General features: G+C 74.3%; 10 protein-coding genes and 2 tRNA genes. 4 read left to right on the plus strand and 8 right to left on the minus strand.

Going from position 1 to position 10,822, the window contains the following annotated elements; all coding sequences use genetic code 11:
- From ACME2J_RS20955 to ACME2J_RS20965, 3 genes are all read right to left on the minus strand, one after another.
- Window positions 1-372 (minus strand): transposase (locus ACME2J_RS20955; protein ID WP_495546894.1); only part of this gene is annotated, 372 nt, incomplete at its 3' end.
- A gap of 139 nt (window positions 373-511) precedes the next feature.
- Window positions 512-584, minus strand: a tRNA-Glu gene (locus tag ACME2J_RS20960).
- A gap of 34 nt (window positions 585-618) precedes the next feature.
- A complete protein-coding gene (locus ACME2J_RS20965; protein ID WP_495546895.1) occupies window positions 619-1,371 on the minus strand; it encodes an SDR family oxidoreductase in 753 nt (250 codons plus the stop codon).
- Between the two features lie 54 nt (window positions 1,372-1,425).
- Here ACME2J_RS20965 and ACME2J_RS20970 point away from each other — a divergent pair.
- Together ACME2J_RS20970 and ACME2J_RS20975 are read left to right on the plus strand one after the other, a co-directional pair.
- Window positions 1,426-1,499: transfer RNA gene (locus tag ACME2J_RS20970), tRNA-Val, on the plus strand.
- Between the two features lie 84 nt (window positions 1,500-1,583).
- Entirely contained in the window at window positions 1,584-2,753 is a 1,170-nt protein-coding gene (locus tag ACME2J_RS20975; RefSeq protein ID WP_495546896.1) for an acyl-CoA dehydrogenase family protein, read from the plus strand.
- A 66-nt stretch (window positions 2,754-2,819) separates the two neighbouring features.
- Here the strand turns inward: ACME2J_RS20975 and ACME2J_RS20980 are convergent, their stop codons facing one another.
- Window positions 2,820-3,788 carry a zinc-binding dehydrogenase gene (locus ACME2J_RS20980; RefSeq protein WP_495546897.1) on the minus strand — a complete coding sequence of 323 codons (969 nt, stop codon included), beginning with the start codon at window positions 3,786-3,788 and terminating at the stop codon, window positions 2,820-2,822.
- A gap of 36 nt (window positions 3,789-3,824) precedes the next feature.
- Between ACME2J_RS20980 and ACME2J_RS20985 the strand changes: the two genes are divergently transcribed.
- The gene (locus tag ACME2J_RS20985) at window positions 3,825-5,303 is read left to right on the plus strand and encodes a fused MFS/spermidine synthase (protein WP_495546898.1); all 1,479 of its coding nucleotides are present in this window, start codon (window positions 3,825-3,827) and stop codon (window positions 5,301-5,303) included.
- Here the strand turns inward: ACME2J_RS20985 and ACME2J_RS20990 are convergent.
- Window positions 5,296-6,141 carry a crotonase/enoyl-CoA hydratase family protein gene (locus ACME2J_RS20990; protein ID WP_495546899.1) on the minus strand — a complete coding sequence of 282 codons (846 nt, stop codon included), beginning with the start codon at window positions 6,139-6,141 and terminating at the stop codon, window positions 5,296-5,298. The two genes, ACME2J_RS20985 and ACME2J_RS20990, sit on opposite strands and share 8 nt — an antisense overlap.
- A gap of 50 nt (window positions 6,142-6,191) precedes the next feature.
- On the opposite strand from ACME2J_RS20990, the gene ACME2J_RS20995 reads away from it, so the two are divergent.
- Entirely contained in the window at window positions 6,192-7,109 is a 918-nt protein-coding gene (locus ACME2J_RS20995; protein WP_495546900.1) for a glycosyltransferase family 2 protein, read from the plus strand.
- A gap of 53 nt (window positions 7,110-7,162) precedes the next feature.
- Here the strand turns inward: ACME2J_RS20995 and ACME2J_RS21000 are convergent, their stop codons facing one another.
- The 3 genes from ACME2J_RS21000 to nudC all read right to left on the minus strand — a co-directional run bounded on the left by ACME2J_RS21000 (window position 7,163) and on the right by nudC (window position 10,667).
- Window positions 7,163-8,059 (minus strand): glycosyltransferase family 2 protein, encoded by an 897-nt coding sequence (locus ACME2J_RS21000; RefSeq protein ID WP_495546901.1) that lies wholly within the window; start codon window positions 8,057-8,059, stop codon window positions 7,163-7,165.
- A gap of 31 nt (window positions 8,060-8,090) precedes the next feature.
- Window positions 8,091-9,497: a cytochrome P450 gene (locus ACME2J_RS21005; protein WP_495546902.1), complete on the minus strand. Its 1,407-nt coding sequence runs from the start codon at window positions 9,495-9,497 to the stop codon at window positions 8,091-8,093.
- A 204-nt stretch (window positions 9,498-9,701) separates the two neighbouring features.
- Window positions 9,702-10,667: an NAD(+) diphosphatase gene (nudC, locus tag ACME2J_RS21010; RefSeq protein ID WP_495546903.1), complete on the minus strand. Its 966-nt coding sequence runs from the start codon at window positions 10,665-10,667 to the stop codon at window positions 9,702-9,704.
- Window positions 10,668-10,822 lie beyond the last annotated feature (155 nt).

A 10,822-nucleotide genomic window follows, 5' to 3' on the forward strand; every position in this document is an offset into this window, starting at 1 on the left:
CGCCCGTCGCCGCAGCTTCGATGCGGTGACCTGATCGCGATGCGCTTGACCGCGGTCGCGCGCATGGGCGCGGAAACAGGCGCGGCACCAGCTCTGCCGCCCGTATCGCGTCCGTCCGAAGAGGACGTCGGGCCGCGTCGCCTTGCACCTCGCGCACCGCCGCGTCGCGGGAGTCGACCAGACGGGGAGGCGCCGCATCCGGGGAAGTGCGAGGGCGCCCGGTGCGGGCGATATCGCGGCGGGGCGCGCGACGTCTCGGACCCACACGCTCACGGACGACTGCGCGACGCCGAGTTCACGCGCGATCGATTTCACCGACATGCCTGCTTCGCGAAGCTCGCGGGCAGCGCGCCTCTTTTCAGGCTTTGCCATGCGAACGCATGTTCGCACGTGGTCGGGACGGATGCCTGACGCGAGGCGGACGGGTGGCCGATAGCGGCGTGCGGTTGAACGTCGCGGCCCGGCGCCACCACCAGCGGCGCGTCGCCTCGCGCGCCGCGGATCGCATTCATACCCCCAGCGGGGTTCGAACCCGCGATCTCCTCCTTGAAAGGGAGGCGTCCTGACCACTAGACCATGGGGGCCGGGCGACCATCATAGGCGCCCCACGCCCGCCCTTCAGAACACCGACCGCGTCAACCCGCCGTCGACCGCGAGCGTCTCGCCCGTGATGTACGACGCCGGCGCCGAGCAGAGGAACGCGGCCGCGGCCGCGAACTCCTCGACCGTGCCGACCCGCCCGGCGGGGATCTCCGCCTTCGCCATCTCCTCGACGCCCTCCGGCGAGCCGTAGAGCTGGGTGAGCCGTTCGGTCGCGATCCGGCCGGGGAGGAGGCTGTTGAGCGTCACGCCGTCGGCGGCGACGTCGCGGGCGATCGTCTTGAACGTCGTGATCATCGACGCGCGGTGGGCGTTGGAGAGGACGAGCGGCGGGATCGGCTCGCGGACGGCCGTCGAGACGCAGTTGAGGACGCGGCCCCAGCCGCGCTCCTGCATCGCCGGCACGAGCAGGTGGACGAGCGCGAGCGGGCCGAGGACGAGCTGCCGGTAGGCGGCCTCCCATGCGGCGCGGTCGTGCGAGAGCGGCGGTCCGGGCGGCGGCCCGCCGGTGTTGAGGACGGCGATCTCGACCGGGGCGCCGAGCGCCCGCTCGACGTCCTCGACGAGGCCTTCCGCCGTGTGGTCGTCCGCGCTGTCCCAGACGAAGCCCGAGGCGCCGATCGCGGCCGCCGTCTCCTCGGCGCGCTCGCGCGAGCGCGAGGTGAGCGCGACGCGCGCGCCCTCGGCGGCGAGCGCGGTGGCGACGGCGCGCCCGAGTCCGGACGAGCCGCCGGTGACGAGCGCGACCTTTCCATCGATCCCGAGATCCATGACCGGCGATGCTACGGGCGCGCCGGAGGGCGTACGCTTCCGGTTCCCGGACGCGGGCGCTTAGCTCAGATGGCGAGAGCACCTCGCTTACAACGAGGGGGTCGGGGGTTCGAGTCCCTCAGCGCCCATGACGACGGCCGTCCGTCGCGACGCCGATTCGTGACGCACCCGTCACAATCGTCTCCCCCGTCGCTTCGACCGTAAGGACCATCATGGCCGTCACGACCGCCCCCGGCGCCCGTCGCCCCCTCTTCGAGGACATCCACGACGACTACCGCGAGAGCTTCCGCCGCTTCCTGCAGGCGGAGGTCGTCCCCAACCACGAGAAGTGGCAGGAGGACCACATCGTCTCGCGCGACCTCTTCACGAAGGCCGGCGAGTACGGCTTCCTCGCCATGGCCGTCGACGAGGAGTACGGCGGCTCGGGCGTCGACGACTGGCGCTTCAACGCCGTCCTCGCCGAGGAGGCCGCCTACGCGTGCGTGCAGTCCTCGTGGATGGGCCCGACCGTCCACCACGACCTCGGGCTCCCGTACCTGCGCGCCGCGGCGACCGACGAGCAGAAGGAGCGCTGGTTCCCGGGCGTCGCCTCCGGCGAGCTCATCCTCGCCCTCGCGATGACCGAGCCGGGCACCGGCTCCGACCTCTCGGCGATCTCGACGCGCGCGAAGCGCGACGGCGACCACTACATCATCAACGGCGCCAAGACGTTCATCTCGAACGGCATCAACGCCGACCTCGTCGTCACCGCGGTGCGGACCGGCGACGACCCGCACCGCGGCCTCTCGATGTGCGTCATCGAGCGGGACTCGCCGGGCTTCGAGCGCGGCAAGCAGATCCACAAGCGCGGCCAGCACGCCAACGACACGGCCGAGCTCTTCTTCAACGACTGTCAGATCCCGGTCGAGAACCTCCTCGGCGAGGAGGGGACGGGCTTCCCGCAGCTCATGGCCCACCTCATCCCCGAGCGCCTCGGCCTCGCGGTGAGCTCGATGGCCGCCGCCGAGGCGGCGCTCGAGATGACGCTCGAGTACGTGAAGGAGCGCAAGGCGTTCGGCAAGCCGATCGGCTCGTTCCAGAACTCGCGCTTCGTCCTCGCCGAGCTGCAGACGAAGATCGACCTCTCGCGCTGCTGGATCGACCGCACGATCCAGCGCTACGTCGACGGCACGTGCACCGTCCAGGAGGCGGCGCAGGCGAAGTACTGGACGACCGATCTCCTCTCCGAGGTCACCGACCACTGCGTCCAGCTCTTCGGCGGCTACGGCTACACGACGGAGTACAAGATCAGCGAGCTGTGGGCCGACGCCCGCGTCAACCGCATCTACGCCGGCACGAACGAGATCATGAAGGAGCTCGTCGGCCGCTCCATGGGCCTCTAGGCCCGACGGCGTCAGCGGCGGCACGGTCCCCTCGGGCCGTGCCGCCCGCGCCCGCCCCCGCGCGGTCTACCGCGTGAAGACGATCTTCCCGAACACGTCGCCCTCCGCCATCTGAGCGAACCCGTCACGGGCCTCGGTGAGCGGCATCGTGGCGTGGATGATCGGACGGACGTCGCGCTCGACGCACAGGCGCACGAGCCGCTCCAGCTCGTCGCGCGTCCCCATCGTCGAGCCGACGACCTGGAGCTGGAGGAAGAAGATCCGCGTGAGCTCGGCGGCGTCCGGCCGGTCGCCCGACGTCGCGCCGCTGATGACGACCTTCCCGCCCGGCTTCAGCGACTTGATGGAGTGGCTCCACGTCGCCTTCCCGACCGTCTCCATGACGGCATCGACCTTCTCCGGCAGGCGCGCGCCCGACTCGAACGCGGCGTCCGCGCCGAGCTCGAGCGCCCGCGCGCGCTTCTCCTCCGAGCGGCTCGTCGTCCACACGCGGATCCCCGCCGCCTTCGCGAGCACGGTGAGCGCGGTCGCGACGCCGCCGCCCGCGCCCTGGACGAGGACGGTCGTCCCCGGCACGAGCCCGCCCTGCGTGAAGAGCATGCGGTAGGCGGTGAGCCACGCGGTCGGCAGGCAGGCCGCCTCCTCGAACGAGAGCTCCTTCGGCTTGGGGACGAGGTTCCGCCGCGGCACGACGACCTTCTCGGCGAACGTCCCCTGGTGGACCTCGGAGAGGAGCGAGCGCTTCGGGTCGAGCGTCTCGTCGCCGACCCAGTCGGGGCTCGCGATGACCGCGTGGACGATGACCTCCTCGCCGTCGGGCCCGATGCCCGCCGCGTCGCAGCCGAGGATCATCGGCATGCGCTCCTCGGGCAGGCCGACGCCGCGCAGCGACCAGAGGTCGTGGTGGTTGAGCGTCGCCGCCTTCACGTCCACCGTCACCCACCCGTCGGGGGCCTCGGGCTCGGGACGCTCACCGAGCTCGAGGCCGGCGAGGGGGTCGTCGGGGGTGGCGCGGACGGCGGAGACGGCGAACATGCGCCGCATCCTTTCATCCCGCCGTACGCTGTCGCCGTGGCCGCCCACCCCGACGACGCCCGTTCTGCGCCCGGGGCGTCGCTCCCGCCCGCCGGGGCCGCCGCGCTCGTCTTCGCGACGTCGGGCGCGGTTCTCGTCCTCGAGATCCTCGGCATCCGCCTCCTCGCCCCGTACGTCGGCCTCACGCTCGAGACGACGACCTCGATCATCGGGGTCGTGCTCGCCGGGATCGCGGTCGGCTCGGCGGTCGGGGGACGCATCGCCGACCGCACGAACCCGCGGGCGCTCCTCGCCGCGCTCGTCCTCACCGGCGGCGTCCTCGCGCTCCTCACCGTCCCGCTCGTCCGGGCGATGGGCCCCGGCGTCGAGGACTCCGGCGACGCGGGCGCGCTCGTCGTCACGCTCATCGCCCTCCTGCCCGCGGCCGCCGTCCTCAGCGCGGTGACGCCCGCGGTGGCGCGCCTCCAGCTCCGCGACCTCCGCGTGAGCGGGACCGTCTACGGCCGGCTCTCGGCGTGGGCGACCGCGGGCGCGCTCGCCGGGACGTTCGGCACGGGCTTCGTCCTCGTCCCGCTCCTCCCGGTGACGACGAGCGTCGTCGCCGTGGGCGGCGGGCTCGTCGCGGCCGGCATCGTCCTCTCGGTCCGCGCCGGGCTCTCGACCGCGCGGGCGGGGGCCGGCGCCGCGGTCGTCGCCGTCCTGCTCGGCGCGAGCACGGCGGTGGTCGGCACCCCGTGCGACGCGGAGAGCACCTACCACTGCGCGCGCGTCGAGGTGGACCCCGACCGCGCAGGCGGGCGGCTGCTCGTCCTCGACGACCTCCGCCACTCCTACGTCGACCTCGACGACCCGCGCCATCTCGAGTTCCCCTACGTGCGCTGGATCGCGGAGGCGATCGACGCGACGGCGCCGGGCGGCGCCCCCGTCGACGCCGTGTTCGTCGGCGGCGGCGGGTTCACCCTGCCCCGCTGGCTCGACGCCACCCACCCGCGCTCCACCTCCCGCGTCCTCGAGGTCGACGGCGAGATCGTCGATCTCAACCGGGACCGCCTCGGCCTCGAGACCTCGCGAGATCTCCGGGTCGAGGTCGGCGATGCGCGCGGGACGATGCGCGGACTGGCGCCGGCGTCGGCGGACGTCGTCGTCGGCGATGCGTTCAGCAGCCGGTCGGTGCCGTGGCACCTCACGACGATCGAGTGGCTCGACGAGGTCCGCCGCGTCCTGCGCCCCGGCGGCGTCTACGCCCTCAACCTCATCGACCGCGGCGCGCTCGACCTCCTCCGGGCCGAGGCGGCGACGCTCCTCGAGGCCTTCCCGCACCTCGTCCTCGTCCGTGACGGCGTCGACCGCGAGGGGAACTTCGTCCTCGTCGGCAGCGACCGTCCGATCCCGCCGTCGTTCCGTCCGGTCGCCGAGGACGCGCAGGTGCTCTCGCGCGCGGAGGTCGAGCGGCTGGCGGACGGCGCCGGCGTCCTCACGGACGACGACGCCCCCGCCGATCAGCTCCTCAGCTGACCGTCTCGCGCCCGGGGAGCGGGACCTGCGGCGGCGTCGAATCGACGTACTCGGCAGGCTCACCCGAGAGGCCCGCCTTGACGGCGGCCATCTGGTTCGGCGACGCCAGGAGCTCGCGCTGCAGCTCGGTCTCGAGGACGAGGCCGTCCTTCGGCGAGAGGCCGCCGACCCACGACTCGTTGTAGAGCGTCTTCGCCCGCCGGACGGCGTCCGGCGACTTCGAGGCGATCTCGCGCGCGAGCTCGAGCGCGGCGGCGTGCGGGTCGTCGGCGACGCGCGTGACGAGGCCGGCCTCTTGCGCCTCGGCGCCGTTCACGATCCTCCCGGTGTACGTGAGCTCCTTCGCGACGTCCATCCGCACGAGCCGGGGCAGGGACTGGGTGATCCCCATGTCGGGGATGAGGCCCCACTTGATCTCCATGATCGACATGCGGATGTCCGGCGCCGCGATCCGGATGTCGGCGCCGAGCGCGATCTGCGCGCCGCCGCCGAAGACGTTGCCGTGCAGCGCGGCGATGACGGGCGCCGGGACGTCGGCCCAGTCGGCGGCGACCCGCTGCGCGAAGTTCGCGAGGCGGTCGGGCTCACGCACGATGACCTCGTCCATGGGCATCGCGCCCTCGCCGAAGAAGCTCGGGAAGTCGAGGCCGGAGCAGAAGCTCTTCCCCTCGCCGCGCAGGACGACCGCGCGGACCGACGGGTCACCGGTGACCTGATCGACGGCGTCCTGGAGGCCGCGGAACATGTGCTCGTCGAGCGCGTTGTGCTTGTCGGCGCGGACCATCGTCACCGTGGCGACGTGATCGGCGATGTCGACTCGGACCCTCTCCTCAGTCATGCCGGGCATCGTAACGGCGGGGCGGCGCGCGGCGGCGTAGAGTCGGGCGGGTGCGCGTCGGCGTCATCGTCCCCGTCCACGGCTTCGCGCCGTACCTCCCCGAGACCCTCGACGGCCTCCTGCGGCAGAGCCCGCGGCCGGACCGCATCGTCGTCGTCGACGACGGGTCGGACCCGCCGCTCGCTCTCGATCCGGACCATCTCGCCGAGGGCGTCGAGCTGCTGCGGCGCGAGGTCTCCGGCGGACCGGCGCAGGCGCGCGCGGAGGGTCTCGCGGCGATCGAGGAGGACGTCCACCTCGTCGCGCTGTGCGACTCGGACGACACGTGGCTGCCGGGGACGCTCGCCGCGCATCTCACGGCGCTCGAGGCGACCGGGGTCGAGGACGTCGGCTGGTCGTTCGGGCGGGCGACCGTCATCGGGGCCGACGGCCTCGAGACCGGCGAGCGATGGGACCAGCCCGAGCCGGGCCGGCAGGCGGCCTCGGAGCTCGCGAGGTCGCTCTACTCCTCGAACCCGGTGCCGACGTCGAGCGTCGTCCTCCACACGGAGGCGCTCGCCGAGGTCGGGGGCTTCCCGGGTCCGGTCCGGGTGGCGGAGGACTGGGAGCTGTGGCTGCGCCTCGCCCGCGGAGGGTTCGACGCGCTGTGCGTCCCGGACGCGCGCATCCGCTACCGCCGCCACGCCGGCGGGCTCACCGCCGACGTCGCGCGGCTCGCCCGCGCGCAGATCGCCGTCCACGCCGCGCACGCCGACCTCGTCGACCCCGAGACCGTCGAGCAGGTCCGCGCCGCCGACCTCGCGGCGCTCGCCGCCGGTCTCGCCCGCGAGGGCGATGCCGAGGGCGCGCGCTCGACCTGGGCCCAGGTCGCCGAGATCCGCCCGCTCACCCGCGGCGAGCGGATGCGCCTCGCCGCGCTCGGCGTCCCCGGGCTGCGGACGTGGATCGGCCGCCGCCGCGCGTACTGACCTGCCCCCGGTGAGTGTCGATCTGCCGACACGATGCGTCGGCAGATCGACACTCACCGCCCGCGGGAGGGGCGGAGGCGCCGCAGCTCGCGGTTCGGGATGCGGCGGCCGAGCTCGAACGCCCAGACCGCCGGGCCGTCGAGGAGGCCGAGGAGCGCCTCGTCGCGGTCGCCGCGCGCGAGCGCCAGCAGGCCGTGCCCCGCGCGCCGCGTCGCCCACCACGCGAGCCCGGGCCAGCGGCGGGCGGGGAGCGCGCCCGGGTGCTCGCGGGCGAGCCACGCGGCCCCCGTCCCGTGGCGGAAGCGCTGGGCGAGCATCGCGCGGACCGTCGTGCGATTGCGGTGGACGACGGCGGCCTCGGGTCGCGGCTCGAGCGTCCAGCCCGCGGCGCGCAGGCGGAAGCAGAGGTCGGCGTCGCCGCCGGAGCGGACGTCCGGGCGGAAGCCGCCGACGGCCTCGAACGCCGCGCGACGGACCGCGCAGTTCGCCGTCTGCGCGAAACCGAAGTCGCCGCGGTCCTCCGAGAGGACGGTCGCCTCGCTCATCGCCGAGCGCAGGTGGGCGTAGCGCTCGGCGGCCGGCCCGCCCGGGCCGGGGTCCGAGTCGACGACGCCGCCGGCGAGGACCCCGCAGCGCTCGGCGGGCGCCGTCCCCAGGAGCCGGTCGACGAGGTCCGCGGGCGGCTCGACGTCGGCGTCGAGGAAGAGGAGCCACGGGGCGCTCCCTCGCGCGGCGCCGGCGTTGCGGGCGTAGTACGAGGTGTGGACGTCGGTCGCGGCGAGGACGCGCTCGTCGTCGACGCCCGTCCCGCGGTTGTCGACGACCGTCGCCGTGTCGCCGTCCCGGAGCGCGAGCGCGTCGAGGCGGCCGAGGACCGCGCGGACGAGCGCGGCGTCCCCCGCGACGGGGACGACGACGTCGACCGCCGGGCGGGTGGCGTCCTCGGACACGGACGCGATCGTAGCCGCGCGGGCCGGGCGGTCAGGTCCCCGGCGCGGTGCGCACCCGCATCGGGAGGCCCTTCGCCGGGCCGATCGTCGGCGTCTGGCTGATCTCGAGGCGGAAGCCGGGGACGAGGTCGAGGTCGACGCGCTCGATCAGCGCGCGGACGATGACGCGGATCTCGGCCTGGCCGAAGCGCATCCCGATGCACGTGCGCGAGCCGCCGCCGAAGGGGACGTACGCTCCCTTCGGGAGGCGGCTCACCTCGCCGCCGGGGGCGAAGCGCTCGGGGCGGAACTCGCTCGGTGAGTCCCACACGTCGGGGAGGTGGTGGCTCGCCCACGAGGAGTAGCTGACCGGGACGCCGCCCGGCACCCGGCGGCCGCAGAGCTCGAAGGTCGCGACCGAGCGGCGCGGCCCGATCCAGGCGGCCGGGTACATGCGCAGCGTCTCGTCGATGACGCGGTCGAGCTCGGCGGCGCCCAGGTTCGGGTCGCTCGTCTGCGCGAGGGCGTCGCGCAGGCGCGTGCGGGCCTGGGGGTCGCGCGCGAGCTCGTGGAAGAGGAACGACACGGTCGAGGTCGTCGTGTCGTGGCCGGCGAAGAGGAGCGTCATCACCTCGTCGCGGACGTGCGCGTCGGAGAGGCGGCTGCCGTCCTCGTCCTCGGCGTCGAGGAGGAGCGAGAGGACGTCGTCGCCGCGCTCGCCCGTCCGCCGGCGCCGGGTGATCTCGCCGTGGATCACCGCGTCGAGGCGCTTGCGCGCGAGCATCATGCGCGCGTAGGGCGTCCGCGGTCCGCGGAGGACCTGCAGCGAGTAGTCGCGGCCGTAGAAGCCGAGGGCGTGCTCGAACTCGGCGGCCGCGTCGACATCGCGCGTGGAGCGGTCCGGGTCGAGGCCGAAGAGCGCGCGCATCGCGATCCGCAGCGCGAGCTCGCGCGTCCAGTGGTTGACGTCGACCGTCGTCCCCGGGCGGATCTGGGGGAGCGCGCGCTCGACCTCCTCGGCCATCGTCGCGTGGGCGGCGCGGATGCGCTCGCTGTGGAAGGCCGGGAGCATGATCTTGCGCGACCGGCGGTGGAAGTCTCCGTCGATCGTGAGGAGGCCGTCGCCGAGGAGCGGGAGGAGGTCGGCCATGTGCCCCTCGCGCCACGAGAAGTTGTCGGCGTGCGAGACGAGGATGTGGTGGTTCGCCTCGGGGCCGAGCGCGAAGACGACGTTGCCGTGGAAGATCCGCAGCGTGAAGACGGGGCCGTAGCGGGAGTAGGCGTCGAGGAGGACTCCGAGCGGATCGCGGGCGAAGTGCTGCGTCCGCGCGAGGCTGGGGCTCGTCGCCCCAGGTGGGTAGGGGACCTCGGCGCGGCGCTCGTCCCGTAGGTCGAGCGCCATCTTCCCGAAGGGGTTCCGCGCGAGGAGCGGGGGCGGCGGGGGCCCGACGAGCGACACGGGTTCCAGCGTAACGCGCCGTTCTTCGGGCGTCGACCCGTGCCGGTGGGGGCGCGGGCGCGTGGCGCGGGCGCGGACGCGGGTCGAACGTCGATCTGCACCCCCGGGCGGGTCGAACGTCGATCCTCACCCCGCCAGGGGGGTGACGATCGACGTTCGTGGAGGTGCGGGCGTTCGCGGCGCGGCGCGGGGCCCGCGCCGCCCTCAGCGCCCGTCCGCCAGCCAGGCGTCGATGAGGTGCCGCGCGATCGCGATCGACGGCGGGAGGAGGAGCGGGGCCGCCTCGTCGCCCGCCTCGGCCGCGAGCAGCTCCCCGCGCGTGAACCATCGGACCGCCTCGAGCTCGTCGTCCGCGGTCCGCGGTTCGCCGCCCGCATAGTCCGTCTCGCAGCCGATCATGAGAGACGCCGGGAACGGCCACGGCTGCGAGGCCCGGAAGCGGACCCCGTTGACCTCGATGCCCGCCTCCTCGGCGACCTCTCGCCGGACCGCCGTCTCGAGCGACTCGCCCGGCTCGATGAACCCGGCGAGCGCGCTCCACCGGTTCGCGGGCCACGCCGGCTGGCGGCCCATGAGCACGCGGTCGCGCTCCGCGTCGGTGACGAGCATGATGACGACGGGGTCGGTGCGCGGGTGGACCTGGTGGCCCTCCTCGCACTCCCGCATGTGCCCCGCCTCGCGCGAGAACGTCGGCTTGCCGCACGTCCCGCAGAACCGGTGCGTGCGGTGCCAGTGCCGCATGCTCTGCGCGTAGGCGAGGAGCCCCGACTCCTCCGGCGAGAGGACGGCCGCCGCCGCGCGCAGGTCGACGAGCGCGTCGTCGTCCGTCGCCTCCGCGGCGAGGAGCGGAGCCCCGTCCGGCTCGATGCCGAGCAGCAGCGGCGCGGCATCCGGCTGCATCTGCCCGTCCGGCCCGCTCGTCCCGACGAGCGCACGCCCGTCGAGCGGGACGCGCGCCGCCCGGCGCGCCGGCCCGCCCTCGGGCGTCTCCCACGCATCGCGTCCGGGTGGCGGCAGCTCCCCGTCGACGAGGACGCCCGCATCCCCGACGACGACCGCCCGCGCCTGCGGATGCGCGAGCGCGTCGGCGAGGGCCGCGGCGTCGTGCCGCCGCTCCGCGGCGCGGTCGAGGGTCCCTCCGGCGAACGTGATCGGCGCGATGCGGCTCATCGCCGTGGAGCCTCGCAGACCGGCCTCCCGCGCCGCCCCATCGCCAGCGCGCCGTCCGAGCCCCGCGCGTGCCATACTTCGCGTCCCGTCTGCACGGGGGCGTAGCTCAGTTGGTTAGAGCGCCGGCCTGTCACGCCGGAGGTCGCGGGTTCGAG

The sequence above is a fragment of the Paraconexibacter sp. genome (assembly GCF_059438195.1).